At 68.7% G+C, this 26,909-nt stretch carries 26 protein-coding genes; 12 read left to right on the top strand and 14 right to left on the bottom strand.

Annotation, left to right across the window (positions count from 1 at the left end):
- Positions 1 to 17 precede the first annotated feature (17 nt).
- Both IE260_RS07010 and thiC read right to left on the bottom strand, forming a co-directional pair.
- Positions 18 to 1,445 (bottom strand): VWA domain-containing protein, encoded by a 1,428-nt coding sequence (locus tag IE260_RS07010; protein ID WP_189869592.1) that lies wholly within the window; start codon positions 1,443 to 1,445, stop codon positions 18 to 20.
- 79 nt (positions 1,446 to 1,524) lie between these two features.
- Positions 1,525 to 3,321 carry a phosphomethylpyrimidine synthase ThiC gene (thiC, locus tag IE260_RS07005; protein WP_229880474.1) on the bottom strand — a complete coding sequence of 599 codons (1,797 nt, stop codon included), beginning with the start codon at positions 3,319 to 3,321 and terminating at the stop codon, positions 1,525 to 1,527.
- Between the two features lie 253 nt (positions 3,322 to 3,574).
- Here thiC and IE260_RS07000 point away from each other — a divergent pair, with 253 nt between their 5' ends.
- Positions 3,575 to 5,104 carry a YibE/F family protein gene (locus IE260_RS07000; protein WP_189869591.1) on the top strand — a complete coding sequence of 510 codons (1,530 nt, stop codon included), beginning with the start codon at positions 3,575 to 3,577 and terminating at the stop codon, positions 5,102 to 5,104.
- 111 nt (positions 5,105 to 5,215) lie between these two features.
- Here IE260_RS07000 and IE260_RS06995 read toward each other — a convergent pair whose 3' ends face one another.
- The 4 genes from IE260_RS06995 to IE260_RS06980 all read right to left on the bottom strand — a co-directional run bounded on the left by IE260_RS06995 (position 5,216) and on the right by IE260_RS06980 (position 7,474).
- Entirely contained in the window at positions 5,216 to 5,653 is a 438-nt protein-coding gene (locus IE260_RS06995; protein ID WP_189869590.1) for an SsgA family sporulation/cell division regulator, read from the bottom strand.
- A 99-nt stretch (positions 5,654 to 5,752) separates the two neighbouring features.
- Positions 5,753 to 6,478: an IclR family transcriptional regulator gene (locus tag IE260_RS06990; RefSeq protein WP_308434644.1), complete on the bottom strand. Its 726-nt coding sequence runs from the start codon at positions 6,476 to 6,478 to the stop codon at positions 5,753 to 5,755.
- Positions 6,479 to 6,779: 301 nt separating this feature from the next.
- Positions 6,780 to 6,992: a DUF5326 family protein gene (locus IE260_RS06985; RefSeq protein ID WP_020271174.1), complete on the bottom strand. Its 213-nt coding sequence runs from the start codon at positions 6,990 to 6,992 to the stop codon at positions 6,780 to 6,782.
- A gap of 164 nt (positions 6,993 to 7,156) precedes the next feature.
- Entirely contained in the window at positions 7,157 to 7,474 is a 318-nt protein-coding gene (locus IE260_RS06980) for a cupin domain-containing protein (protein ID WP_189869589.1), read from the bottom strand.
- A 59-nt stretch (positions 7,475 to 7,533) separates the two neighbouring features.
- Between IE260_RS06980 and IE260_RS06975 the strand changes: the two genes are divergently transcribed.
- From IE260_RS06975 to IE260_RS06945, 7 genes are all read left to right on the top strand, one after another.
- Entirely contained in the window at positions 7,534 to 7,911 is a 378-nt protein-coding gene (locus IE260_RS06975) for a phage holin family protein (RefSeq protein WP_189869588.1), read from the top strand.
- Positions 7,912 to 7,916: 5 nt separating this feature from the next.
- Positions 7,917 to 8,411 (top strand): low molecular weight protein-tyrosine-phosphatase, encoded by a 495-nt coding sequence (locus IE260_RS06970; RefSeq protein ID WP_189869587.1) that lies wholly within the window; start codon positions 7,917 to 7,919, stop codon positions 8,409 to 8,411.
- A complete protein-coding gene (locus IE260_RS06965) occupies positions 8,408 to 9,586 on the top strand; it encodes a cystathionine gamma-lyase (RefSeq protein ID WP_189869586.1) in 1,179 nt (392 codons plus the stop codon). The genes IE260_RS06970 and IE260_RS06965 overlap by 4 nt, the downstream gene beginning before the upstream one ends.
- Positions 9,587 to 9,815: 229 nt before the next feature.
- The gene (locus IE260_RS06960) at positions 9,816 to 10,721 is read left to right on the top strand and encodes a LysR family transcriptional regulator (protein WP_189869585.1); all 906 of its coding nucleotides are present in this window, start codon (positions 9,816 to 9,818) and stop codon (positions 10,719 to 10,721) included.
- A gap of 113 nt (positions 10,722 to 10,834) precedes the next feature.
- Positions 10,835 to 11,317 (top strand): NUDIX domain-containing protein, encoded by a 483-nt coding sequence (locus IE260_RS06955; RefSeq protein ID WP_189869584.1) that lies wholly within the window; start codon positions 10,835 to 10,837, stop codon positions 11,315 to 11,317.
- 143 nt (positions 11,318 to 11,460) lie between these two features.
- Positions 11,461 to 12,327, top strand: coding sequence for a GNAT family N-acetyltransferase (locus IE260_RS06950; protein WP_189869583.1), 867 nt, complete (start codon positions 11,461 to 11,463; stop codon positions 12,325 to 12,327).
- Positions 12,328 to 12,559: 232 nt separating this feature from the next.
- Positions 12,560 to 13,012 (top strand): GNAT family N-acetyltransferase, encoded by a 453-nt coding sequence (locus tag IE260_RS06945; protein ID WP_189869582.1) that lies wholly within the window; start codon positions 12,560 to 12,562, stop codon positions 13,010 to 13,012.
- A gap of 69 nt (positions 13,013 to 13,081) precedes the next feature.
- On the opposite strand, the gene IE260_RS06940 is transcribed toward IE260_RS06945, so the two are convergent.
- Both IE260_RS06940 and dnaB read right to left on the bottom strand, forming a co-directional pair.
- Complete coding sequence (locus IE260_RS06940) at positions 13,082 to 14,467, bottom strand: serine hydrolase domain-containing protein (protein ID WP_189869581.1); 1,386 nt, start codon at positions 14,465 to 14,467, stop codon at positions 13,082 to 13,084.
- A gap of 55 nt (positions 14,468 to 14,522) precedes the next feature.
- Entirely contained in the window at positions 14,523 to 16,001 is a 1,479-nt protein-coding gene (gene dnaB, locus IE260_RS06935; RefSeq protein ID WP_189869580.1) for a replicative DNA helicase, read from the bottom strand.
- Between the two features lie 459 nt (positions 16,002 to 16,460).
- Here dnaB and IE260_RS06930 point away from each other — a divergent pair, with 459 nt between their 5' ends.
- On the top strand, positions 16,461 to 17,798 hold the full coding sequence (locus tag IE260_RS06930; RefSeq protein ID WP_189869579.1) for an MATE family efflux transporter: 1,338 nt from the start codon (positions 16,461 to 16,463) through the stop codon (positions 17,796 to 17,798).
- 107 nt (positions 17,799 to 17,905) lie between these two features.
- On the opposite strand, the gene rplI is transcribed toward IE260_RS06930, so the two are convergent.
- From rplI to rpsF, 4 genes are all read right to left on the bottom strand, one after another.
- Positions 17,906 to 18,352, bottom strand: a complete 447-nt coding sequence (rplI, locus tag IE260_RS06925) for a 50S ribosomal protein L9 (RefSeq protein ID WP_043502361.1) — start codon at positions 18,350 to 18,352, stop codon at positions 17,906 to 17,908.
- Between the two features lie 18 nt (positions 18,353 to 18,370).
- Positions 18,371 to 18,607, bottom strand: a complete 237-nt coding sequence (gene rpsR / locus IE260_RS06920) for a 30S ribosomal protein S18 (protein ID WP_003949403.1) — start codon at positions 18,605 to 18,607, stop codon at positions 18,371 to 18,373.
- Between the two features lie 81 nt (positions 18,608 to 18,688).
- The gene (locus IE260_RS06915; protein WP_189869578.1) at positions 18,689 to 19,261 is read right to left on the bottom strand and encodes a single-stranded DNA-binding protein; all 573 of its coding nucleotides are present in this window, start codon (positions 19,259 to 19,261) and stop codon (positions 18,689 to 18,691) included.
- Positions 19,262 to 19,337: 76 nt separating this feature from the next.
- Entirely contained in the window at positions 19,338 to 19,628 is a 291-nt protein-coding gene (gene rpsF, locus IE260_RS06910; protein ID WP_004985983.1) for a 30S ribosomal protein S6, read from the bottom strand.
- 306 nt (positions 19,629 to 19,934) lie between these two features.
- Here rpsF and IE260_RS06905 point away from each other — a divergent pair, with 306 nt between their 5' ends.
- The 3 genes from IE260_RS06905 to IE260_RS06895 all read left to right on the top strand — a co-directional run bounded on the left by IE260_RS06905 (position 19,935) and on the right by IE260_RS06895 (position 22,665).
- Entirely contained in the window at positions 19,935 to 20,249 is a 315-nt protein-coding gene (locus IE260_RS06905; RefSeq protein WP_189869577.1) for a hypothetical protein, read from the top strand.
- A gap of 167 nt (positions 20,250 to 20,416) precedes the next feature.
- Entirely contained in the window at positions 20,417 to 21,538 is a 1,122-nt protein-coding gene (gene femX, locus IE260_RS06900; RefSeq protein ID WP_189869576.1) for a peptidoglycan bridge formation glycyltransferase FemX, read from the top strand.
- A gap of 95 nt (positions 21,539 to 21,633) precedes the next feature.
- Positions 21,634 to 22,665, top strand: coding sequence for an alanine racemase (locus IE260_RS06895; protein ID WP_189869575.1), 1,032 nt, complete (start codon positions 21,634 to 21,636; stop codon positions 22,663 to 22,665).
- A gap of 126 nt (positions 22,666 to 22,791) precedes the next feature.
- On the opposite strand, the gene IE260_RS06890 is transcribed toward IE260_RS06895, so the two are convergent.
- Entirely contained in the window at positions 22,792 to 24,300 is a 1,509-nt protein-coding gene (locus tag IE260_RS06890; RefSeq protein ID WP_189869574.1) for a glycosyltransferase family 87 protein, read from the bottom strand.
- A gap of 121 nt (positions 24,301 to 24,421) precedes the next feature.
- A complete protein-coding gene (locus tag IE260_RS06885) occupies positions 24,422 to 26,803 on the bottom strand; it encodes a transglycosylase domain-containing protein (protein ID WP_229880472.1) in 2,382 nt (793 codons plus the stop codon).
- Between the last annotated feature and the right edge of the window lie 106 nt (positions 26,804 to 26,909).

Here is a 26,909-nt window from a genome sequence, read left to right as displayed (position 1 = left end):
TCCCGTCCGCGTGCCGTTCAGAGAATGCCCGCACCGCGGGCGGCGGTGATCCAGGACGGGAACTCGGACAGCAGACGGTCGTACAGTTCCGGGTCGGGGACGGTGCTGATGTCGTCCACGGCGAAGAATCCGACGTTATCGACGCGGCGTCCGGGCAGGGTGTCGAATCGCTCCAGCACCCCGTAGTCGGACCGGCCCAGCCCCACGAACTGCCAGAAGATCGGCTCCTCCACCGCCTCCCGCAGCTCCCGCTCGATCTCGGCGTTGCGATAGACGCCTCCGTCGGAGAAGAACAGCACCAAGGTCGGAACGGCGGCGGGGTTGCCCCGGACGAAGGCGCGGACCTCCGCGATCACCTTCTGCTCCTCGTTCTGGATGCCGACGTCGCGCATGTCCACCTGATCGGGGTGGAGCCCCTTCTTCCTGCCACGGCGGAAGAGGCCCATCTCCCCCACACGCACGTGCAGTCGCAGCCATTCGGGCAGCTCGCCCAGGCGCAGATCGGGCAGGCGCGCCGGGTTCGAGGCGAAGGTCCATGCCTGCATCTCGCCGTCGTCGTCCAACTGCGCGGCGACGGCGGCCATCCGCTCCACGACGTCCGTCACCACGCCCTTGGAGTAGAGGAAGGACATGGAGCCGGAGGCGTCGAGGACGAGGACGACGCGCGCCGTGACACCGGCGGCCCCGTGCTTGGTCAGGCTGACCGCCACCTGCTCCTTGCGCAGGGACAGCCGCTTACGCATGTCCACGGGCAGCCGCTCCTCGCCCTTGGTCAGACGCGGGCCGGTGGGTGCGGCGGACGGTGGCGCCGTGTGGGGCGCGGGCTGCACCGGGTGCGCGGGCGGTGACGGCGGTACGGACGGTGGCGGTACGGTCGGCGCCGACACGGCGGGGGCGGGCGGGGGAGCGTCGTCGACGGTGATGCCGAAGTCGGTGGCCAGCCCCGCGAGCCCGGAGGCGTACCCCTGGCCGACCGCGCGGAACTTCCACTTCCCCTGGCGCAGGTACAGCTCGCCGCCGATGAACGCCGTCTCGGTCTCGGCCGCCATGTCGAAGCGGGCCAGCTCGGCCCCGCTCCCGGCGTCCAGCAACCGCAGCGACAACCCGGGCACCTGCCCGAACGTCCCTCCGTCGGCCGACGCGCACAGGACGATGCGTTCGACGGCCGGCTCCAGTGAACGGAAGTCCACCTCGACGGAGTCGGTCGCGACACGGGCACCGGAGTCACTTCGCTTGCCCAGGTGCCGCACGGCCCCGGACGCATGGCGCGGCTGGTTGTAGAAGACGAAGTCGCCGTCGTCCCGTACCCGGCCGGCCGCGCCCACCAGCAGGGCCGAGGCGTCGACCTCGGGCACACCGGGCGCGGCGGACCAGGCGAGTTCGACACGGACCGCGGGGGAGTCGACGGCGAGGTTGGCGCCCTTGCTCAGCGATCTGGCTGTCATGGGGGCCAGTCTGCCGAGAACAGACCCCCGGGCGGGAGGGGGCAAGCCGGACCGTTCTGCCCCCTCCTCCCTCATCGCGTCAGTCCGCGATCGGCAGATACACGCGGTTGCCCGCGGCCGCGAACTCCTTCGACTTCTGGGCCATGCCCTCCTCGATCTCGGCCTTGGTACCGCCGTGCTCGCGCCGGATGTCCTGCGAGATCTTCATCGAGCAGAACTTCGGGCCGCACATCGAACAGAAGTGGGCCGTTTTGGCGGGCTCGGCCGGCAGCGTCTCGTCGTGGAACTCCCGTGCCGTGTCCGGGTCGAGGGCGAGATTGAACTGGTCCTCCCACCGGAACTCGAAGCGCGCGTCCGACAACGCGTCGTCCCACTCCTGTGCACCGGGGTGACCCTTGGCGAGGTCGGCGGCATGGGCAGCGATCTTGTAGGTGATGACGCCGGTCTTGACGTCGTCACGGTTGGGCAGGCCCAGGTGCTCCTTGGGTGTGACGTAGCAGAGCATGGCCGTACCCCACCAGGCGATCATCGCGGCACCGATGCCGGAGGTGATGTGGTCGTAAGCGGGCGCGACGTCCGTCGTCAGCGGGCCGAGCGTATAGAACGGAGCTTCATCGCAGATCTCCTGCTGAAGGTCGATGTTCTCCTTGATCTTGTGCATCGGGACGTGGCCCGGGCCCTCGATCATGGTCTGAACGTGGAAACGCTTCGCGATCCGGTTGAGTTCCCCGAGCGTCCTCAACTCCGCGAACTGCGCCTCGTCGTTGGCGTCCGCGATCGATCCCGGCCGGAGGCCGTCGCCGAGGGAGTAGGTGACGTCGTACGCGGCGAGGATCTCGCAGAGCTCCTCGAAGTTCTCGTACAGGAACGACTCCTTGTGGTGCGCCAGGCACCAGGCCGCCATGATCGAGCCGCCGCGCGAGACGATGCCGGTCTTGCGGTTCGCCGTCAGCGGTACGTACGCCAGGCGCACGCCCGCGTGGACCGTCATGTAGTCCACGCCTTGCTCGGCCTGCTCGATGACCGTGTCCTTGTAGATCTCCCAGGTCAGTTCCTCGGCCCTGCCGTCGACCTTTTCGAGGGCCTGGTAGAGGGGGACCGTGCCGATGGGCACGGGGGAGTTGCGCAGCACCCACTCGCGAGTGGTGTGGATGTTGCGGCCGGTGGACAGGTCCATGACCGTGTCGGCGCCCCAACGGGTCGCCCAGGTCATCTTCTCGACCTCCTCCTCGATGGAGGACGTCACCGCCGAGTTGCCGATGTTGGCGTTGACCTTCACCAGGAACCGCTTGCCGATGATCATCGGCTCGATCTCCGGGTGGTTGACGTTGGCGGGCAGCACCGCGCGGCCCGCGGCGATCTCCTCGCGCACGACCTCCGGCGACACGTTCTCCCGGATGGCCACGTACTCCATCTCGGGCGTGATCTCTCCTCGGCGCGCGTACGCGAGTTGGGTCACCGCGGTGCCCTCACGGCCCCGGCGCGGCTGGCGCGGCCGTCCGGGGAAGACCGCGTCGAGGTTGCGCAGTCCACCGCGTGGAGAGGTGTGCTTGATCCCGTCGTCCTCGGGACGGACGGGGCGCCCCGCGTACTCCTCGGTGTCGCCGCGGGCGATGATCCAGTTCTCCCGCAGCGGCGGCAGGCCCCGGCGGACATCGGTGTCGACGAGCGGATCGGTGTACGGGCCCGAGGTGTCGTAGAGCGTGACCGACTGTCCGTTGGTGAGGTGCACCTGACGGACCGGCACCCGCAGGTCGGGGCGTGAGCCCTCGACGTACGCCTTGTGCCAGCCGATGGACTTCCCGCTCTCCTCGTCCGTCGACGTCTCCGTCGTGTCGTGCGTGGAGGCAGGCGTGCGTGCGTCCTTGATGGTCATGAGACCTACTCCCTACGCCGGCATTACCCGGTAACAGGTTCGGCGGTCGACGCAGCGGTTTCCGTCTGCCGACGCTTCGTGGGGAACATCACTCTGCTTCGGTGATGTTTCCCGTGAAACATCGCTGGGACGGAGGTCAGCGCCCTCTCAGCCCGGTGCTCCGAGCTCCCGCGTGTACAAAGGTGCCTCCACGCTAGCGTCAAATCGGGCGCGGTGAACAGAGGGCCCCCCTCGTTCTTGCGATGATCGGTCGGTGACCACGACGCAGCATCCCCCCTACCCGCCGCACGAGCCCCACTACGGCCCGGACGCCGAGGACGGCAGCGGCCGTCACGACGGCCATGCCTCCGGCGGCACGCACGGAGGCGGAGGCGGTGGTGGCTGGGGTGGTGGCGGCCGTGGCTCGGGGGGAGGCCGAGGGCCGGGTGGAGGGCGCGGGTCCGGTGGCGGACACGGGCCCGGTGACGGACACGGGCCGGGTGAGGGTCACGGGCACTCCCACGGCCACAGCCACGGGCCGGCGGCGCCCGTCTCCCGGCACCTGCGGAAAATCATCGCGGCGGTCCTCATCCCGTTCGCCGCGGCGGTCGTGGTCGGTCTCGCGGTCCTCTGGCCGGGTGGCGCGCCGCCGCACGAGCGCACCGGCGTCGGCTTCGACCGGCAGACGCAACAGGCCACGGTCACCAAAGTGGTCGAGCTGAGCTGTGCCTCCGTCAACGCCTCGGGGAGCACCCCGACCGGCGACACCTCCACCGCGGAGGGCTCCTCCGCGGTGCAGCAGGCGAACGGCACCTGCAAGCGGGCCACGATCCGCGTGGACACCGGCAAGGACAAGGGCCGTACGTTCACCGAGATCGTGCAGCCGGACCAGTCACGGCAATTGCACGAGGGACAGGAGGTCGTGGTCGCCTACGAGCCCTCCGCGCCGAAGGACCTCCAGTACTCGGTGACCGACATCAACCGCCGGCTCCCCCTGGCCCTGCTGGCCGGCATCTTCGCGCTGGCCGTCGTGGTCGTCGGCCGGCTGCGGGGCGTCATGGCCCTGGTCTCGCTCGCCATCAGCTTCCTGGTGCTGAACTTCTTCATCCTTCCCGCGATCCTGCAGGGGTCGAACCCGCTGCTGGTGGCGGTGATCGGGTCGAGCGCCATCATGCTGATCGCCCTGTATCTCTGCCACGGCCTGTCGGCCCGTACGTCCGTGGCGGTGATCGGCACCCTGATCTCGCTGCTGCTGATCGGCGTCCTGGGCTCGTTGTTCATCGGCTGGGCGGCGCTCACCGGCAACACGGACGACAACACCGGTCTGATCCACGGCCTGTACCCGTCGATCGACATGAGCGGTCTGCTGCTCGCCGGCGTCATCATCGGTTCGCTCGGTGTCCTCGACGACGTGACGGTCACCCAGACCTCGGCGGTCTGGGAACTGCACGAGGCCAACCCGACGATGGGCTGGCGCGGGTTGTACCGCGCGGGCATCCGCATCGGCCGCGACCACATCGCCTCCGTCGTCAACACGCTGGTGCTCGCCTATGCGGGCGCCGCTCTTCCACTCCTGCTGCTGTTCTCGATCGCGCAGAGCGGCGTGGGGACGGTCGCCAACAGCGAGTTGGTCGCCGAGGAGATCGTCCGCACGCTGGTCGGCTCGATCGGGCTCGTGGCCTCGGTTCCGGTCACCACCGCCCTCGCCGCGCTGGTCGTCTCCGCCGACCGGCCGGCCGGCCCGGCGGCGGCCACGGGACCGGTTCCGGCGCGCGGTGGGCGGGGCCGCCGACGCAAGCGCTGAGGCCGGGACCGGTGCGGCCGGCCCTCCCGGGAACCACGGAAGAATCGTTTCTGCAAGTTACGGCAGCCCCGGCGAAGCGTTACGCCACCGCCGCACGGCCGCCGTAACGGTTCAGCCGGCGCTCTGTTCCTCCGCCAGGATGCGGTCCAGCGCCTCGTCGAGGTGCGCGTCGAAGTCGGCGAGGGCACCCTCCTGGCCCAGCGGCACCAGCTTGTCGGTGCGGTCCAGGAAGGCCACCAGCGGGGCCGCCGAGGAACGGAACAGCGCCTGGTCGCTGCCGACCTGAAGGCGGATCAGCACCTCCGCCAGCGGCTCCGGGTCCACGGGCGAGATACGCACATCACCGTCACCACACGGCCGGCCCACCCCGTCGACCAGCAACTCACGGCCGAAGGCCCAGGTCACCGGTGCATCCCCGGGCAGATGGAAGGTGAGCCGCACGGCATAGGGATCACAGGACTCGTAACGCAGCTCCACCGGGATGCGGAAGGAGAGCTCCTCGGAAACGAGAAAGCTCATCATGACCTCTGCCTGTACGGACTCGCCCATCGCCTACCCCGTCATTCGCCGTCGACTGGCCGGGAATCAAACCTCTTACACTGGTGGCATCTTGCTGAACGTACACACCAGATCACAAGGAGTGAGTTTTCAGATACTGATAGAGATCGCCAGCGACCCCAGAAGACGCCCCATTTCTTCCTGCAAACGCTGCACTGCCGGCACCAGCCGGTCGGCCTGATTCGAGGGCAGGGAGATGGCCATGGTCGCGGCCGTGGTGCCGAGCGTGATCGGGATCGCCGCACAGACCGTCCCCAGGGCGTACTCCTGGCTCTCGGTCACCGGTGCCATCCGCTGCATGCGCTCCAGCCGTTTCAGCAGGATGCTGCCGTCACGCACCGTGTACGGAGTGACTGGCTGCACGGGATAGCGGTCGAGGTGGTCACGGCGGGCTTCCTCGTCGAGCTGCGACAGCAGGCACTGCCCGATGGCGTGTGCGTGCCCGGTCTCCCGGAAATCGGCCCACTCCTCGACCGCCGGGTTGCCCGGGGTGTCGGAGACGCACATGATCTCGATCTCGCCGTCGCGGTACATGGCGTAGTACACGGGGACACCGATCGCGTCCCGCCAGCGCGCCAGCGCGTCGACGACCGTGCCGCGACGTTTCTGCGCGGCACCGCTGCCGGCCAGCCGCTCTGCGGCCTCTCCGAGGAAGAACAGGCCCTTCTCACGGCGTAGGTATTTCTCGTGCACGAGGGTGCGCAACAGGTGGTACGCCGTCGGCAGGGCCAGCCCGGTCTCACGGGCCAGCTGTTTGGCCGGCGCTCCGTACGCGTGCTCGGCGACGCACTCCAGCAGGCGCATCGCGCGCTGCACGGACCCGATGAGGGTCACGGTCGGCGGGTCCGCGGCGGGGGGTGTGGGGTGGGGCTGCACAGGGAGCGGGTGCAGCTGGGCAGGTGCGGTATCAGCCGTGGCCAAGGGTGACTCCCGAAGCGCGAGGGGGCTGCCCCGTGCGGGGAACACGGGTGGGGGTGTACGCCCGTTGCGGGGTGGCCCCCGCGTGGAGTTCCGGACTCTAACCGCCGGTCACCGCTCGTAGGCAGCTCGTCACGGAAACTTCCCTCGCGCGAGGGAACCGGCGATTCCTGTTACCGCCACCGGTGTCCCACGGCTCTCACCAGTCGCTGCGCGACGACGAACTCGACGTGAACTTGCGTACGACGTAGATCAGTCCGCCGACGAGTGCCACGAAGACCAGCACCTTGAAGAGCAGCCCGATCACGAAGCCGACGACGCTCGCGATCAGGCCGCCGAACACCACCAGGGCGATGACCGGCACCGCAATCCACTTCACCCACCACGGCAGTCCCGTGAAGATCTCTCGCATCGCCCTCGTCCTTGCCTCTCCACCCGTCCGAGCGCCGGGTTCTTCGAAGTCCGGTCATCTGCCTGATGTCCTGCCTCGATGCTAGGGCGGCAGAGGTCCGGACGGGGGCCTCGGATCCCTTGTCCTCCCCTGACCGAACCCTTAGGGAACCCCGACGCGGCGGCTCAGCTCTCGGGCGGAGAGAACACCACGAGCACCCGCAGGTCCTCGCTGATGTGATGGAACTTGTGGGCGACCCCCGCCGGTACGTACACCACGCTGCCCCGGGCCACCTGGGTGGTCTCCAGGCCGACGGTGATCGCGGCGCGGCCGCTCACCACGAAGTAGACCTCGTCCTGTTCATGCGGCTTCTGGGGATCGGACGTGCCCGCGTCGAGGGCGTACAGGCCGACCGACATGTTCCTCTCCCGCAGGAACTGCAGATAGGCACCGTCGTTGGCGGCACGCTCCGCCTCCAGTTCGTCCAGCCGGAATGCCTTCATCGCCTCGTCCGCCCCTGCCTCACCGTTCGATTCCGATCACGTCTGCCACGATCAGACACATGATGAATTTCCTAGTCAAGACGATCGCCAACGCGGGGGCCCTGGCAGTCGCCGTGTGGCTGCTCGACAAGATCACGCTGACCGGAGGCAGCACGGGCGAGAAGGCCGTCACGCTGATCCTCGTCGCCCTGGTCTTCGGCCTGGTGAACCTCCTGGTCAAGCCGATCGTGCGGGTGCTCACCTTCCCGCTGTTCGTCCTGACGCTCGGCCTGTTCACGCTGGTGGTCAACGCGCTCATGCTGCTGCTCACCTCGTGGGTGGCCGACAAGCTCGACCTGAGCTTCCACGTGGAGGGATTCTGGACCGCGGTACTGGGCGGTCTGATCGTCTCGATCGTCTCCTGGGCCCTGAACGCGTTCCTGCCCGACAAGGACTGAGCCCCATGACCTACCGCGTCTGTTTCGTGTGCACCGGCAACATCTGCCGCTCGCCGATGGCCGAGGCCGTCTTCCACGCGCGCGTGGAAGAGGCCGGGCTCGGGGACCTGGTCGAGGCCGACAGCGCCGGTACGGGTGGCTGGCACGAGGGCGAGGGCGCCGACCCGCGCACCGTGGCCGTACTGGAGGAGAACGGCTACGGCATCGACCACACGGCCCGGCAGTTCCAGCCCTCCTGGTTCTCCCGCCTGGACCTGGTCGTCGCCCTCGACGCCGGCCACGCCAGGGCCCTGCGCCGCCTCGCTCCCACGGAGCAGGACGCGGCCAAGGTGCGCCTGCTGCGGTCGTACGACCCGGCCGTCGACAGCGGCGACCTCGACGTTCCGGACCCGTACTACGGGGGCGTGGACGGCTTCGAGCAATGCCTTGAGATGGTGGAGGCGGCGAGCACCGGACTGCTCGCCGCGGTACGCGAGCACGTGGAAGGACGGGCGGCATGAGCGATTCCGCTACAGACAACGGGGGCTCTACGGGGGCGGAGGCGTTCGCCGCCGACACCGGCGACGGCACGCGCGCGGTGCGCGCCGGGCTCCCCGAGCCGGTCAAGCACGAGCCGACCCTGCCCGGTCCGGTGTTCGCCGCCCACTTCCATCTCCCGGGTGATCCCACCGGTCCGTACACCTACGGCCGGGACGAGAACCCGACCTGGGCCCATCTCGAGCAGGCCATCGGCGAGCTGGAGGCGCCCGGGCGCGAAGACGTCCAGACGCTCGTGTTCGCCTCCGGCATGGCCGCGATCTCGTCGGTGCTGTTCTCGCAGCTGCAGGCAGGGGACACGGTCGTCCTGCCCAGCGACGGCTACCAGGTGCTGCCACTGGTCCGCGCCCAGCTGGAGGCGTACGGCGTTCAGGTGCGCACCGCACCGACCGGCGGCGACGCCCAGCTCGACGTCCTGGACGGGGCGAAGCTGCTGTGGATCGAGACGCCGTCCAACCCGGGGCTCGACGTCTGCGACGTCAGGCGGCTCGTCGAGGCGGCACACGCACGTGGCGCCCTGGTCGCCGTCGACAACACGCTGGCCACACCGCTCGGCCAGCGCCCGCTGGAGCTCGGCGCCGACTTCTCCGTGGCCAGCGGCACCAAGCAGCTCACCGGCCACGGCGACATCCTCCTGGGATACGTCGCCGGACGTGACGCCGAGGCCATGGCCGCCGTACGGCGTTGGCGCAAGATCGTCGGGGCCATCGCGGGCCCCATGGAGGCGTGGCTCGCGCACCGCTCGATCTCCACCCTCCAGCTGCGCGTGGACCGGCAGAACGCCACCGCGCTGAAGGTCGCCGAGGTGCTGCGGGCGCGGCCCGAGGTCAACGGGCTGCGGTATCCGGGGCTGCCCGACGACCCCTCGCACAAGATCGCCTCGCAGCAGATGCGGCGCTACGGGTGCGTGGTCTCCTTCACGCTGCCCACGCGCGCGCGTGCCGATCGTTTTCTCGACGCCCTGCGGCTCGTGGACGACGCGACGAGCTTCGGCGGCGTGCGGTCCACGGCCGAGCGGCGGGGACGCTGGGGCGGCGACGCGGTGCCGGAAGGCTTCGTCCGCCTCTCGGTCGGCGCGGAAGACCCCGACGACCTGGTGGCCGACCTGCTGCGGGCTCTGGAGGAATCGGCCGGCTGACCGCCGCCGCGCGTCCTCGGCGGACGTCCGGCCGGGTACGGCGGACGGTCCGAGCCTCCCCCCTCATGGCTCGGACCGTCCTCGGTTCCGCGCGCGAAGAACCGCGCGACCAAGGCTAGTTGACTCAGTGTCAGTGTCCAATCACCGTAGCGACAGCGACCTATCGACATATTTATAGTTGGGCACGGTCGGAGGCCGGGAGAAGGGCAGAAGAGGGGAAGGGTTTTCCGTGGATCTGGCCTTGCTGCGCACCTTCGTGACCGTGCACCGGGCCGGTTCCTTCACCCGCGCGGCCGCGCTGCTCGGCCTGTCCCAGCCGGCCGTCACCTCCCAGATCCGCACGCTGGAACGGCAGCTCGGACGCCCCCTGTTCCTGCGGCAGGCCCGTGGTGTCACGCCGACGACCATCGGAGACGAACTCGCCCACAAGGCCGCGCCGCATCTCGACGCCCTGGTCGAGATCACCGAAACCGGCCTGGACGACGGCTCCTCCCTGCGGACACTGCATCTCGCCGGGCCACCGGAATTCACCGCCGAGCGGGCGCTGCCCGCGCTCGCCGAGCTGACCGGCGAAGACGGTCATGGCTTCACCCTGCGGGCCTCCTTCGGAAACGCCGAGGAGACCCTGGAGGGGCTCGCCGCCGGACATCATGATCTGGCCATCGGAACGGCCCGGCCGCGCGGCGCTCTGCTCACGGCGACTCCGCTCTGTGACGAGGAGCATGTCCTGGTCGCGTCGCCGCACTGGACGGAACGGATCGACACCGGAGCACTCCGGCACGACGCGGCCCTCGCGCTGAAACACGTCCCCGTGGTCGAAGTGCACGAGTCGCTGCCCCTCGTCTCCCGCTACTGGGCGTCCGTCTTCGACTCCTGCCCTGCCGCTCCGGGCACGGTCGTCGTCCCCGACCTACGCGCGGTGCTGGCCTGCGTGGTCACGGGCGCCGGGCTCGCAGTACTGCCGCGCTATCTGTGCGCGGCAGCTCTGGAACGTGGTGAGGTCGTCGCCCTGTACGAGCCGGCGGTGCCGCCGCTACGGACGTACTTCCTGGTGGTGCGTACCGGCACCCTGGCGATGCCGCACATCGGGCGGGCCCATGAATCGCTGCTGCGCGCGGCCGCCGACTGGAACTGAGGAAACGGAGCCGGGCCGGGCGTGACCGGCCGCGGGGATGCCGACGAGGAGTGCCCTGAGGGACGTTCCGTCCCCGATGTTTCACGTGGAACCAGCCGGGCCACATTTCTCCCATGACCGTCCGACCCGTGGTCAAGCGCACCGCCCGCGCCGTTCTCCTGGACGGTGACGACCTGATCCTGATCAAGCGCACCAAGCCCGGCGTCGATCCCTACTGGGTCACCCCCGGAGGCGGGGTCGAACCAAGGGACACGACCGTCGTCGACGCCCTGCACCGCGAGGTGTACGAGGAACTCGGCGCCAAGATCACTGATGTGGTCCCCTGCTTCGTGGACACGGTGGAGCACATCGGCGAAGACGGCGGCGCCACCGGAGTGAAGGTTCAGCACTTCTTCGTCTGCCGTCTGGAGTCCATGGACCCGTCCCTGCGGCACGGCCCGGAGGTCGAGGAGCCGGCGGGCGAGTACGAGATCGTCCGGGTACCGTTCACCCGCGTCGGCATCGCCTCCGTCCACCTGGTACCGCTGTCGCTGCGGCACTACCTGGACGGCAACATCGAAGGGGTGCGAGCCATGCACGCCCCCGACCTCGGCTGACACCGACGGCAGCGGCCGGCCGGCCCCCTGACGTCCGGCAGGTGTCGGGGCGCTGTGCATACGGCCACGACATGGCCAAAAGGTCGCATGACCCTCCGGAAAGAGGTGGACGCGGGCGGCCCCTGTCGGACAGCCTGACCTGCGTGCCGACTCCTTCCCTCGCCTCGCTGCCCATCCGCCGTCTGACGCTCCGCGATCTCACCGCCTGCGCCGACTTGTCCGAGGACCGGGGGTGGCCACGCGAAGAGCACAAGTGGGGCCTCCTCCTCACAGCCGGGAAGGGCTACGGGATCGACGACCCCGGCGGCGGCCTTGTCACCGCCTGCGCGGTCACGGAGTACGGGCCGCAGGAACGTCCCTCGCTCGCGGCCGTCGGCATGGTGCTGGTCGCCGAGCGGCATGCCCGCCAGGGCGTCGGACGCCGCCTGATGCGCCACGTCGTCTCGGCGATGGGCACCACCCCCCTGACCCTGCACGCCACCCCGTACGGCCGGCCGCTCTACGAGGAGCTCGGCTTCAAGACCACCGGCCGGGCGGAAATGGTGCGGGGACACCTCACACCGGGCGGGCCCGCGCCCCGGATCGCCACACGTGCTGCCACAGCCGAGGACATCGCCGCCATCCTCAGGCTCGACGAGGAGGTCTTCGGTGCCGACCGCACGCACGTCATCACGCGACTGCCCGCATTCGCCGACCATCTGTGCGTCGCCGAGGACGGCGGCCGGCTGATCGGTTACGCCGCCGCCTGGCCCAACATGGACACGCACGTCGTGGGCCCGCTGGTCGCCCGTGACACCGAGACAGCAAAGGCTCTGGTCATGTCCCTGGCCTCCCGAACCGACCGGCCACTGCGCACCGACATCGACGTGCGCCACGAGGAGCTCCTGACCTGGGTGAAGGAGCGAGGTCTCGTCTCTGTCGCCTTCAACGCGGTCATGACGTACGGCATCACCGAGCTGCCGGGGGACTGGAGCCGGCGGTTCGCCCCACTGACCGTGGCGGCGGGCTGACCATCTTCCGATACGACGACGCCGGTCCCCGAAGGCTTCTCGGGGACCGGCGTTCGTGTTCTCGCAAGACCCGCGTTCAGGCAGACGTGGGGCTGCCCCCGGGCGAGGGCCTGCACGGCGGCCGAGGCGAAGGCGTGGTCGTGCTCCGACACCCCGCCGCCGACCCCGACCGGTCGTGGAGACGCTGGAGGCTCCCGTGCCTTCCTCGGCGTTCCCTGCTTAGGGTGCGGCCATGGAAGATCTTGAGATACGGCCCGCCGTCAAAGAGGACGTCCCCGCGATCGTCGCCCTGCTCGCCGACGACCCCTTGGGCGCCCAGCGAGAGACACCGGACGACATGAGCCCCTACCTGACCGCGTTCGAACGGCTCGGCGCCGATCCGAACCAGCACCTGGTGGTCGCCGTCCGTGAGAGCCGTGTCGTCGGCACGCTCCAATTGACGATCATTCCCGGGCTGTCCCGGCGCGGCGCGACGCGGTCGATCATCGAAGGAGTGCGCATCGATGCCGACGAGCGCGGCAGCGGCCTGGGCACCCGACTGATCGAGTGGGCGATCGACGAATCCCGTCGGCAGGGGTGCCAACTGGTCCAGCTGACGTCCGACAACACCCGCACCGATGCGCACCGCTTCTACGAACGACTCGGCTTCTCGGCCTCACACAGGGGCTTCAAACTCCAGCTCTGACGGATGGCTCCTCCCGCGGCGGCGCCCTGTTTCACGTGAAACAGGGCGCATGACCAGGGCAGGGACTGCCTAACCGATCCCCCGCCATCCCTCCGGAGCCACGCCTCCCGGCACCGGAGCCCCCTCGTCGTACGGCTGACGCGTGAACACGAACGACCCGAGATCCAGATGACTCACGGTCCCGTCCGGACGTCGCACCGCCCGGAGCACCTCTCCGGCGTAGTACGCCTCCAGCCCGGTCCAGGTGCCGTCACCGTTCGCCCGGAAGCGCGAGCGCCGACCGTTGCCCGACAGTGGCTCCAGCGAGACTCCCCCGTCGGGGGTCAGCCGCAGGGCGAACGCATGCGTCCCCCAGTACCACTGCCCGGCCAACTCCAGTACGGAGGTGTCGACTTCCTGCAATGGGCGCCACGGCTCGGGCATCCGCGGCTCGGCCTCGGCGACGATACGGACCAGGTCGGCGCCCACCACGGACAGCATCGGGCCGGAGGTGCAGTTGGCCAGCACCACCGCCGCCACATCGTCCTCCACACCGATGGTGAGGTTCGCCAGGAAGCCCGGCAGCGAGCCGGAGTGCCCGACGAGCAACCGCCCGCCCCAGTACTGGATCTGCAGCCCGAGGCCGTACGTCATGCCGTCCATGACATCCGTGGTCTCGGCCGGCGCGGCGGGCTTCCGCATCTCCCGCACGGTCGCCGCGCTCAGTACCTTGTCGTCCCCCTTGGCCATAAAGGCGGCAAAACGCGCCAGGTCACCCGTCGTTGACCAGAGCTGACCGGCCGGGGCCATCCGTCCGAGGTCCTCGGCGGGCTCCGCCAGCATCACGTCGGCCCACGGATGCACCGCCCAGCCACCGGCATGGGGGGCCTGCGGCCGGCCGGTCGTACGGTTCAGGCCCAGTGGTTCGAGTACCTCTCGCCGCAGCACCTCCTCCCAGGGAGCACCGCGCAGCTTCTCGACCAGCGCGCCGAGCAGCGTGTAGCCGGGATTCGAGTAGTGGAACCGGCGGCCCGCCGGATGCAGGAACGGCTGCTCGCCCAGTACATCGGCGAGTTCCGGGCGCAGAGAGCCGGGAGTCCGCTCCCACCACGGCGCCGGCGACTCGGCGGCAAGGCCGCTCGTGTGCGCGAGCAGCTCGGCGATCGTGGCCTCCCCCGCCCCGGTGCCCGGCAGGTGCTTCTCCAGCGGATCCCCGAGGTCGAGCACACCCTCGTCTCGCAGGCGCAGGACGAGAACGGCGGTGAAGGTCTTGGTGATGGAGCCGATCCGGTACTGCGTGTTCTCGTCCGGACCGTGCCCGTCCACCGATGTCCGCGCACCGTGCCACACGGTCCGCCCGTCCCGTACGACCGCCGCGACGAGCGACGGCGCGCGTCCTTCCGCCTGGGCGACCGCGATCCGGTGCAGCAGGGATCGACGGGTGGCGGGAAGCAGTTCTTCCTGAGGTGTCGTCATGACCCCAGTCCACCCGGCTCGGCATCCGGCGTCGAGCCGATTTCCCCGAGGAGGCTCAGGTCTGCGCCATGTCCACGAACCGAGAGTAGTGGCCCTGGAAGGCGACGGTGATCGTCGCGGTCGGACCGTTACGGTGCTTGGCGACGATCAGGTCGGCCTCGCCCGCGCGCGGCGACTCCTTCTCGTAGGCGTCCTCACGGTGCAGCAGGATGACCATGTCGGCGTCCTGCTCGATGGAGCCGGACTCACGCAGGTCGGAGACCATCGGCTTCTTGTCCGTACGCTGCTCGGGACCACGGTTCAGCTGGGACAGCGCGATGACCGGGATCTCCAGCTCCTTCGCCAGCAGCTTGAGGTTACGGGACATGTCCGACACCTCCTGCTGACGGCTCTCGGCCCGCTTGGAACCGCCCGACTGCATCAGCTGGAGGTAGTCGATGACGACCAGCTTGAGGTCGTTGCGCTGCTTCAGACGGCGGCACTTGGCGCGGATCTCCATCATCGACAGGTTCGGGGAGTCGTCGATGTAGAGCGGGGCGGCGGAGACGTCCGGCATCCGGCGGGCCAGTCGCGTCCAGTCGTCGTCCGTCATCGTGCCGGACCGCATGTGGTGCAGCGCCACACGTGCCTCGGCGGACAGCAGACGCATCGCGATCTCGTTGCGTCCCATTTCCAGCGAGAAGATGACACTCGGCAGGTTGTTCTTGATGGAGGCGGCTCGCGCGAAGTCCAACGCGAGCGTCGACTTACCCATGGCCGGACGAGCCGCGATGACGATCATCTGACCGGGGTGCAGGCCGTTGGTCAGCGAATCGAAGTCCGTGAAGCCCGTGGGGACACCGGTCATCTCGCCACTGCGCGAACCGATCGCCTCGATCTCGTCGAGCGCACCCTCCATGATGTCGCCGAGCGGCAGATAGTCCTCGCTGGTCCGCTGCTCGGTGACGGCATAGATCTCGGCCTGGGCCCGGTTGACGATCTCGTCGACGTCGTCGTCGGCCGCGTATCCCATCTGCGTGATCCGCGTGCCCGCCTCGACCAGACGGCGCAGGACGGCACGTTCGTGCACGATCTCCGCGTAGTACGCCGCGTTGGCGGCCGTCGGCACGGTCTGGACGAGGGTGTGCAGGTACGAGGCCCCGCCGACCTTGTTGATCTCGCCGCGCTTGGTGAGTTCGGCGGCGATGGTGATGGGGTCGGCCGGCTCGCCCTTGGCGTAGACGTCCAGGATCGCCTGATAGACCGTCTCGTGTGCGGGCTTGTAGAAGTCGTGGCCCTTGAGGATCTCGACGACGTCGGCGATGGCGTCCTTGGACAGGAGCATGCCGCCGAGGACGGACTGCTCCGCGTCGAGGTCCTGCGGCGGCACCCTCTCGAACGAGGATCCCGCCCCGTCCCATGCTCCGTTGTCCCGGCCGCGCTCGTGCTGCTCTTCGCGGCTTCGGACGCTGTCCTCACGCCGGCGGGAGGCGGGCAGACGATCACTGGGACCGCTGTCGGCCCACGGGTCGTCCAAGGGCTCGGAAATGCTCACCGAGCCACCTCCTCCCGTCCGCCGAGCGGACCTCGCCATGCCCCTCATTTCTACGGCACGGCACTGACAAATAAGACGCCCAACTCCGGTTCTGACGCGCCGGTTTTGTGACGGTTCACAAGCCGACGGACGGAGCAAGCGCCGGACCACGGTAGGCCCCCGGGCACCGTCAGCCAATCTGGTTATCCACAGGCCCTGTGGACGACCGGCCAGATGCTGTGGAGAACTTCCCGAAACCTGTGCACGACCCGGTGGACAGCCCTGTGAACAAGCCCGCACAACACTCCAAGAAACCGTTCTGACCTGCAGCTATACCGTCCACCGGCTGTGCAGAAGAAAAACTTTCCCAGGCAGATCAAGATCACTTCGAATCGTACACACGAGTGCACGTGACGAGACGGACCGTAAGGGTCTCAAAACCTTTGCATCTCTTACCTGTGGACGATTAGATTGGTGCTCATGACACAGGCCCCCGCGCGCCCCCGGACCGCCCGGCGCCAGCACGACCGAGAGATCGTCATGCTGGCCGTCCCGGCCTTCGGCGCACTCGTCGCCGAGCCCCTTTTCGTCATGGCCGACAGTGCGATCGTCGGCCATCTCGGCACGGCACAACTCGCCGGGCTCGGCGTCGCCTCGGCCCTTCTGACGACCGCCGTCAGCGTCTTCGTCTTCCTCGCCTACGCCACCACGGCGGCGGTCGCCAGGCGCGTCGGCGCGGGTGACCTGCAAGCCGCGATCCGACAGGGAATGGACGGCATCTGGCTGGCTCTGCTGCTCGGCGCCGCCGTCATAGCCGTCGTCCTGCCCACCGCACCGTCCCTCGTGGAACTCTTCGGTGCGTCCGACACCGCCGCCCCCTACGCGACCACCTATCTGCGCATCTCGGCGCTGGGCATCCCCGCCATGCTCGTCGTCCTCGCTTCGACCGGTGTCCTGCGGGGACTCCAGGACACCAGGACCCCTCTCTACGTGGCCATCGCCGGCTTCGTCGCCAATGCCGTCCTCAACGTCGGGCTCGTCTACGGTGCCGACCTCGGCATCGCCGGCTCCGCCTGGGGCACCGTCATCGCCCAGTGCGGCATGGCCGCGGTGTATCTCCTGGTGGTGATTCGCGGCGCCCGCAGGCACGGCGCCTCCCTGCGACCTGACGCTGCCGGTATCAGGGCCTCCGCCCAGGCCGGAGTGCCGCTGCTGGTACGCACGCTCTCCCTGCGGGCGATCCTGATGATCGCCACCGCGGTCGCGGCCCGCCTGGGAGACGCCGACATCGCGGCCCACCAGATCATCCTGTCCCTGTGGAGCCTGCTCGCCTTCGCCCTCGATGCCATCGCCATCGCAGGCCAGGCGATCATCGGCCGCTACCTGGGAGCGGGTGATGCGCAGGGCGCACGCGCGGCATGCCGGCGGATGGTGGAGTGGGGCGTTGCGGTCGGGGTCGTACTCGGTCTGCTGGTGGTAGTCACTCGTCCCGCCTTCCTGCCCCTGTTCACAGGAGATTCCGCGGTCAAGGACACCGCTCTGCCCGCTCTGCTGATCGTGGCTGCCTCACAGCCGATCTGCGGTGTGGTGTTCGTCCTGGACGGTGTTCTGATGGGCGCTGGTGACGGTCCCTACCTCGCCTGGGCGATGCTGGCCACGCTCGCGGTCTTCACGCCCGTAGCGCTTCTCATCCCGACGTTCGGTGGCGGTCTGACCGCCGTGTGGGCGGCCATGACGCTGATGATGACGATGCGCATGCTGACACTGTGGCTGCGCGCGCGATCGGGTCGTTGGGTCGTCACGGGTGCGACGCGCTGACCGTTTCACGTGAAACGTGGCCCAGGCGACGCACGGTGCCATGAAGATGGGGCCGCACCCCCGGGCAGGGGGGCGGCCCCATCTCATCGCTTCAGCTAGAGCCAGGCTCAGGCAGCGACAACCTCGATGTTGACCTTCGCGGCAACCTCGGGGTGCAGACGCACGGACGTCTCGTGGGCGCCCAGGGTCTTGATCGGCGCGCCCAGCTCGATGCGGCGCTTGTCGACCTCGGGGCCACCGGCAGCCTTGATCGCCGAGGCGACGTCGGCCGGGGTGACGGAGCCGAAGAGACGACCGGCGTCGCCGGAGCGGACGGCCAGGCGGACCTTCACACCCTCGAGCTGGGCCTTCACCTGGTTGGCCTGCTCGATGGTCTGGATCTCGTGGATCTTGCGAGCACGACGGATCTGCTCGACGTCCTTCTCGCCACCCTTGGTCCAGCGGATCGCGAACTTCCGCGGGATCAGGTAGTTGCGAGCGTAACCGTCCTTGACGTCGACGACGTCGCCCGCGGCGCCGAGGCCGGAAACCTCGTGGGTGAGGATGATCTTCATGAGTCGGTCACCCTTCCCTTATCGCGCGGTGGAGGTGTAGGGCAGCAGCGCCATCTCACGGCTGTTCTTGACGGCCGTGGCGACGTCACGCTGGTGCTGCGTGCAGTTGCCGGTCACGCGGCGGGCACGGATCTTGCCGCGGTCGGAAATGAACTTCCGCAGCATGTTCGTGTCCTTGTAGTCCACGTACGTGACCTTGTCCTTGCAGAACGCGCAGACCTTCTTCTTAGGCTTGCGCACAGGCGGCTTCGCCATGGTGTTTCTCCTGTGTGATCAAGAAGTTTGGGTACGGCCCGTCCCCTGGCCCGGCCAAGCCTCACGGCCCGGCCCGCAGCACTAGAAGGGGGGCTCGTCCGAGTAGCCGCCACCGCCGCCGGAGCCGCCGCCCCAGCCGCCGCCGCCCTGGTTGCCACCGGCGGGAGCGCCGGTCGCCCACGGGTCGTCGGCAGGAGCGCCGCCGCCCTGCTGGCCGCCACCGGGGCCGCCGCCCCAGCCGCCGCCCTGCTGGCCGCCACCGCCGCCGTAACCGCCCTGACCACCGCGGCCCGAGGTCTTGGTGACCTTGGCCGTGGCGTTGCGCAGGCTGGCGCCGACCTCGTCGACGTCCAGCTCGTAGACCGTGCGCTTGACGCCCTCACGGTCCTCGTAGGACCGCTGCTTCAGCCGGCCCTGCACGATGACGCGCATGCCTCGCTGGAGCGACTCGGCGACGTTCTCCGCCGCCTGGCGCCAGACCGAGCACGTCAGGAACAGGCTCTCGCCGTCCTTCCACTCGTTCGTCTGGCGGTCGAAGGTGCGGGGAGTGGACGCGACACGGAACTTCGCGACGGCCGCACCGGACGGGGTGAAGCGCAGCTCGGGGTCGTCGACAAGATTGCCGATGACCGTGATGACGGTCTCGCCTGCCATGGGGGAACCTCTCGGCGGGTTTGCTGCTGGCTGCTTGTGCTGCTACTCGAATACCGAGATCGGCTGAGCGGAAGGCTCAGTGGGTCTCGGGACGGAGGACCTTGGTCCGGAGGACCGACTCGTTCAGGTTCATCTGGCGGTCGAGCTCCTTGACGACCGCAGGCTCGGCCTGCAGGTCGATGACCGAGTAGATGCCCTCGGGCTTCTTCTTGATCTCGTACGAGAGACGACGACGGCCCCAGGTGTCGACCTTCTCGACCTTTCCGCCGCCGTCACGGACGACAGAAAGGAAGTTCTCGATCAGCGGGGAGACAGCACGCTCCTCGAGATCGGGGTCGAGGATGACCATCACCTCGTAGTGACGCATGTGGAACCCACCTCCTTTGGACTCAGCGGCCACGGTCGTTCCGTGGCAGGAGGGTCGTGATGCGTGAGCAACAGTGCCTGTCAGTAAAACAGCCGCCACTGACAATCAGGGGACGGCCGATGGTCCTGCCAGGTCGGCCCGGGTGACCCGGGCCCTTCCTGGTTCTGTCCGGGCAGACACCGGTGCAGACCGTACAGACTACCCGCACACCGGCTTCCGGTTGAAATCCGGCCGCGAGGGCAGTCAGTCTGTACACATCGGGTGTGTAGAGCGCTACGATGCGCCGCCTTTCGCAGGAGGTGCCCTATGGCACAGGCATTGCGACCCAACACCGCCGGAGGCCTCTTCGCCACGGACGGCAAGCCCCACCCCCTCCAGGACACCCTGATGGTGGTGACCCTGGTCCTGGGCCTCACGTCCTTCATCACGGCGATGTTCTCCCACCTGCACCTGCTCAGTTCCTGGGCGGGCCTGGTGGGCATCCTCACCGGCGCCTACGGCCAGTGGGTCTCCGTCACGACCCGCGAACGCTTCGGGCTGATCATCGGTCTCGGTGCCGCGGGAGTCGGATTCCTCCTGGGTATGGCGAACGGTGGCCTCTTCGGCGGGGTCATCGACTGACGCCACGGACACCGTCTTCCGAACACCACTGACCGCTCCGGCCGGCCCTCCGGCCGGAGCGAAGGTGTCCGGCGCCCGATCGGGCCTCTTCCGGGCGCAGTAGGCTTCGGCGCGAGAGCCGGAGCCCCTGTACCCATGGGGACACACCAGCCCGAGGAGCGCCCCGAATGAGCCTGACCCTGAGGACCATCAGTCGCGAGCAGCATCTGGCGTACATCCAGAGCCTGCCGGCGGCGAGTCACATGCAGGTCCCGGCCTGGGCTGATGTAAAGGCGGAGTGGCGCTCGGAGAACCTCGGCTGGTTCGACGACCGGACCGGTGAGCTGGTCGGTGCGGGTCTCGTTCTCTACCGGCAACTGCCCAAGATCAAGCGCTACCTGGCCTACCTTCCCGAGGGCCCGGTCATCAACTGGTTCGCGCCGAATCTGCAGGACTGGATCGAGCCGATGCTGGCGCACCTCAAGCAGCAGGGTGCCTTCTCGGTGAAGATGGGCCCGCCGGTGATCATCAGGCGCTGGGACGCGGCGTCGATCAAGAAGGGCATCCAGGACCCCGACGTCAAGCGCCTGCGGGACATCGAGGCCGACCACATCGAGCCGCGTGCCTTCGAGGTGGCCGACAAGCTGCGCCGCATGGGCTGGCAGCAGGGCGAGGACGGCGGTGCCGGCTTCGGCGACGTCCAGCCCCGCTACGTCTTCCAGGTGCCGCTGGCCAACCGCTCCCTGGAAGAGGTCCACAAGAACTTCAACCAGCTGTGGCGCCGCAACATCAAGAAGGCCGAGAAGGCCGGCGTCGAGGTCGTCCAGGGCGGCTACCACGACCTCGAGGAGTGGCAGCGTCTGTACGAGATCACGGCTGTGCGCGACCATTTCCGGCCGCGTCCGTTGTCGTACTTCCAGCGCATGTGGGCCGCCCTCAACAGCGAGGACCCCAACCGCATGCGTCTGTACTTCGCCCGCCACAACGGCGTGAACCTGTCGGCCGCGACCATGCTGATCGTCGGCGGGCACGTCTGGTACTCCTACGGCGCCTCCGACAACATCGGCCGCGAGGTCCGGCCCTCGAACGCGATGCAGTGGGCGATGCTGCGCGACGCCTACGCCCTCGGAGCCACCGTCTACGACCTGCGCGGCATCTCCGACTCCCTGGACGAGACGGACCACCTCTTCGGCCTGATCCAGTTCAAGGTCGGAACGGGCGGGCAGGCGGCCGAGTACCTCGGCGAGTGGGACTTCCCCCTGAACAAGCTGCTCCACAAGGCGCTCGACATCTACATGTCGCGCCGCTGACCCCACGTTCTGCGCGCCTGCAGCGTCAGCAACGGCTTCAATAGCTTCCATACCTCTGATACACCGCAGCCACGAGAAAGGTTCCAGGTCCGGCCATGGCGCTCACGCTCTACGTCGACACCGCGCGCTGGCGGGCGCATCACAAGCACGTCCAGGAGCAGTTCCCCGGGCTCGTGCCGGTCTGCAAGGGCAACGGTTACGGCTTCGGGCACGAGCGGCTGGCGGAGGAGGCCACGCGCCTGGGCTCGGACGTCCTGGCCGTGGGCACGACGTACGAGGCGGCCCGGATCAAGGACTTCTTCAGCGGTGACCTGCTGGTGCTGACGCCGTACCGGCGCGGCGAGGAGCCCGTGCCGCTGCCCGACCGGGTCGTGCGCTCCGTGTCGTCCGTCGACGGCGTGTACGGGCTCGTGGGCGCCCGTGTGGTCATCGAGGTGATGTCCTCGATGAAGCGGCACGGCATCAGCGAGCAGGACCTGCCGCAGCTGCACGCCGCCATAGAGAACGTCCGGCTGGAGGGCTTCGCCATCCACCTGCCCCTGGACCGCACCGACGGCTCGGACGCCGTCGAGGAGGTCATCGGCTGGATGGACCGGCTGCGGGCGGCCCGCCTGCCGCTGCACACCATGTTCGTCAGCCACCTCAAGGCCGATGAACTCGCCCGCCTGCAGCAGCAGTTCCCGCAGACCCGGTTCCGTGCCCGCATCGGCACCCGGCTGTGGCTGGGTGACCACGAGGCCACCGAGTACCGCGGCGCGGTCCTGGACGTCACGCGTGTGGCCAAGGGCGAGCGTTTCGGTTACCGGCAGCAGAAGGCGGCCTCGGACGGCTTCCTGGTCGTCGTGGCGGGCGGTACGTCCCACGGGGTGGGCCTGGAGGCCCCGAAGGCGCTGCACGGCGTCATGCCGCGCGCCAAGGGTGTCGCCCGGGCCGGCCTCGCCACGGTCAACCGGAACCTTTCGCCGTTCGTCTGGGGCGGCAAGCAGCGCTGGTTCGCGGAGCCGCCGCACATGCAGGTCTCGATCCTGTTCGTGCCTTCGGACGCACCGGAGCCGACGGTCGGCGACGAACTCGTGGCCCATCTGCGGCACACCACCACGCAGTTCGACCGGATCGTCGACCGCTGAGGACGACAGAGCGGCACGGGCCGGCAGGACAGGTAAGGGCCGTGCACGGGAAACCGTGCACGGCCCTTACTCATGAGCCTGTGGTGGTGGCTGCCGCCCTGCGGCGGACCGGTCGCGCTCGTTCGCTCACAGCGAACTCCCGGTCTCCCGTCCGGTGCCCCATTCCACAGGGGGCCCGGCGAAGTGGGCCGTGTGCCGGGAGGGATGGGCGGCGGGGCCGAGGACGAACACGTCCTTCGCGCCGTCGAGCACACCACCTGAGGGGTCGTCGGCACCGTGACGCCGGACCGGATCCCGGTCGGGCATGAGGATGTCCCTCACGACCATGACGCACAGGTACAGCGTTCCCAGCAGGTGCAGGCCGATGACCCAGTGATAGCCGTCCGTCGGCAAGCCCTTGTGGGCGTCTCCGCTGGTCGTGTACGCCAGGTACATCCAGATGCCCAGGAAGTACGCGACCTCGCAGGCCTGCCAGATCAGGAGGTCCCGCCACTTCGGCCGGGCCAGCGCGGCAAGCGGCACCAGCCACAGGACGTACTGCGGCGAATAGACCTTGTTGGTGAGGATGAACGCGGCGACGATCAGGAAGGCGAGCTGGGCGAACCGCGGCCGCCGTGGAGCGGCCAGTGCGAGCGCCGCGACGGCGCCGCTGCAGAGCAGCATCAGAAGCAGGGCGAGCGTGTTCACGGTGTCGGTGCTGAGCGGGTTGTCCGAGTTCTGCGCCAGGACCAGCCAGAAGGAGCCGAAGTCCACGCCCCGCTCCTGGCTGAACGTGTAGAACTTCGACCAGCCGTCGAAGGCGAACACCATCACCGGCACGTTCACCACGAGCCAGGCGACCGCCGCCCCCGCGAGAGCCGTTCCGTACTCCCGCCACTTGCCCGCGCGCCAGCACAGCACGAGCAACGGGCCCAGCAACAGGAAGGGATAGAGCTTGGCGGCTGTGGCCAGTCCCAGCAGGACGCCGAAGGCGAGGGACCGCCCCCTGGACCACATCAGCATCGCGGCGGCCGTCAGAGCGACCGCCAGAAGGTCCCAGTTGATGGTCGCGGTCAGGGCGAACGCAGGTGCCAGGGCGACCAGCAGACCGTCCCAGGGGCGCCGGGCGTGCGTGCGGGTCACGCAGACGGCGATGACGGCCGCGCACACCATGAGCATTCCGGCGTTGACCATCCAGTACCACTGCTGCTGGTCCTGGACGCTGCCGCCGCCCGGCGTGAGCCAGGACGCCACCTCCATGAACACGCCGGTCAGCACCGGATACTCGAGGTACTGCATGTCGCCGGGGAGCTTGTCGAAGTACGGCACAAGCCCGTCGATGAACCCACGCCCCTGGTAGAGGTGCGGGATGTCCGAGTAGCAGGCGTGCGTGTACTGCGAGCTGGCGCCGAAGAACCAGGCGCCGTTGTAGCAGGGCGCCTTCTGGACCAGGCCGAGGGCGAACATACCGATCGCCACGAGCGCGATCACCCGCACAGGGGTCCACCAGGACGTCCCGAGCAAGGCGCGCCGCCCGATGGGGCCGCCGAACAGCTCACTGCCGGCCGCGGCGACCTCGTCCTCCTTGGTCGGCCGTACCGGATCCGGCTCGCGCACGCTCGCTTGCGTCGATTCTGCACTGGGCATGGGGCACATCCTGCCGTACGAGTCTGGGAAAACACCGGGGCCGCCGCACCCTCGTGGATGCGGCGGCCCCGGTTTCACGTGAAACATGCGGGTGTTTCACGTGAAACGCGCATGCCGGGCGAACTGACGGCTAGCCGCTCGCTCCCCAGATGGTGCCTCCTTGCCCATTCCCGTTGCCGTTGCCGCCGCCGCTGTCTTCCCCGGACTCACTGGCCGAGGGAGAAGGCGACTGGCCTCCGTTGGCACCTCCGACGTCGTTGCCGGACGTCTCGTTGCCGCCGTTCTCCCCTTCGCCGCAGTTCCACTCGAAGACGCCACACGTGTCGGTCGGTGTGGGCGAGGGACTGGTCGGGGTCTGGCTCGGCGTCGGGCTCGGCGACGGGGTCGTCTCCTGCGTCTGGGAGGGCGAGGGAGTCGGGCTCGGGGGCGGAGTGTCGTTGATGACCTCGCCGATGGGCTCCGGGGTGGGGAACTTCTTCGCCGGCTGGCCCTTCAGCGCGTTTTCCATGTAGTCGTGCCAGATCTCGGCCGGGAACGACGCGCCGTGGATCTTGTCCTGGTCACCCGTTCCGTACATCTCCAGGAACGTGCGGTTCTTGATGGACTCGTCGTCCGGGTAACGGAACATGCTGACCGCGGTCGACAGCTGCGGGGTGTAGCCGACGAACCAGGCGGACTTGTTGCCGTCCGTGGTACCGGTCTTGCCCGCCACGTCACGCCCGGGCAGCTGGGCGGCGGAGCCCGTACCTTCGTCGACGACGGTCTTCAGGACGTCCGTGACGTTGTCGGCGACCTTGGCGGTGAAGGCCTGCTTGGTCGTGGCCTTGTGCGTGTAGATCGTGCCGTCCTTGCTGGCCACCTTGGTGACGGAGAACGGCTCGCGCTGCTTGCCACTGGCCGCGAAGGTGGCGTACGAGCCCGCCATGCGGATCGCGCTGGGGTCGGAGATGCCGATGGAGAAGGAGGGGTAGGTGGTGCCCGTCAGACTGGAGTCCAGCAGACCGGAGTCGACGGCGGCCTCCTTCACCTTGTCCAGGCCGACGTCCATGCCGAGTTGCACGAAGGCGGAGTTCACCGACTCCCGCATGGCCTCACGGAGATCGATCTTGTAGTCCGGCGGATCGCCGAGCGAGGCCTTGCCGTCATTCTCCTGCAGCCACTCCTCACCCTTCTCGTTCTGCCAGACCGTCCCGTCGTAGTTCTTGATCTTGAGGTTGTTCTTGCCGCTGTAGAGGCTCTTGGGGGAGACGACGGTGCGCTCGTCCTGCGCCTGGACCTCACCGAGGTCCGGGTCGCGCACGCCCCACTTCATCGCCGCCGCGAGCACGTACGGCTTGAACGTCGAACCGACCTGGGCACCGGTGACATCGGCGTTGTTGGTGAAGTGCTTGGTCGCGTCCGCGCCGCCGTAGATGGCCTTGATGGCACCCGTCGCGGGGTCCACGGACGCCCCGCCGAACTGGACGTGCGTGTCGGTCTTCGGGCGTTCCTCGGGCTTGATGTTGGCCTTGTAGACCTTGGTGACCGCGCTCTCGAGCTCCTCCACCTTCTTCTTGTCGAAGGTCGTGTAGATCGAGTACCCGCCCTGCTCCAGCTGGTCCTGCGTGACGATGTCGTTCTTGATCAACGACGACTTGGCGAGGTCGACCATGTAGCCGATCTGCCCGCCCAGCTGGGTGTTCGACCGGGGGTTCTGCACCTTGGGGAGGTCCGGGTACTTGGCCCGCTCGGCCTGGCTGAGGTGGCCGTACTCGACCATCTTGTCCAGCGTGTCCTGCATCTGGTTCCGGGCGCGCTTCTTGTTGGCTTCCGGCGTGGCGGCCGTGTCGATGGAGGTCGCACCCGCCGGGTCGTAGTAGGTGGCGCCCTTGAGCACGGCCGCAAGGAAGGCACACTGGCCCGGGTTCAGGTCGACGGCGTCCTTGTTGAAGTACGCCCGCGCCGCCGCCTGGATGCCGTAGGCCCCGCGGCCGTAGTACGCGGAGTTGAGGTAGCCCTCGAGGATCTCGTCCTTGGGTTCCTCGGCGCCGACCTTGATCGACACGAGGATCTCCTTGACCTTGCGGGAGATCGTCTGGGACTGGTCGTCCAGCATCGCGTTCTTGACGTACTGCTGGGTGATGGTGGAGCCACCCTGCGTGTCGCCACCCCGGGCCATGTTGAACACGGCACGGGCGATGCCCTTGGGGTCGATGCCGCTGTCCTCGTAGAAGGTCTTGTTCTCCTGCGAGATGACGGCGTTCTGCATCGCCTTGGGGATCTGCGAGAGATTGATGATCTGGCGGTTGCGCTCACCGCCCGTGGCGACCATCTGGCTGCCGTCGGACCAGTAGTACACGTTGTTCTGTGCCTTGGCGGTCTCTGCGACCACGGGGACGCCGACCATGGCGTAGGCGATGCCCGCGGCGACCAGCAGACTGCCGAAGAACCCGACACACAGACCGGACACCAGCTTCCAGGACGGCACCCAGCGGCCCCATCCGTCCCGGTCCCGGCGCGGATAGTCGATCATCCGCTTCCTGCCGGACGCGGCCGCTCGGCCCCGTCCGGGTCCGTTCGGGCCGCCGGGAGCGGCACGCCGGCCCCCACGTCCGGGCTCGGCCGCTCTGCGGCGGCCG

Origin of the sequence: Streptomyces viridiviolaceus (genome assembly GCF_014650995.1) — a bacterium.
GTDB classification, from domain to species: Bacteria; Actinomycetota; Actinomycetes; order Streptomycetales; family Streptomycetaceae; genus Streptomyces; species Streptomyces viridiviolaceus.
This window is presented reverse-complemented; position numbering and strand designations above follow the sequence as displayed.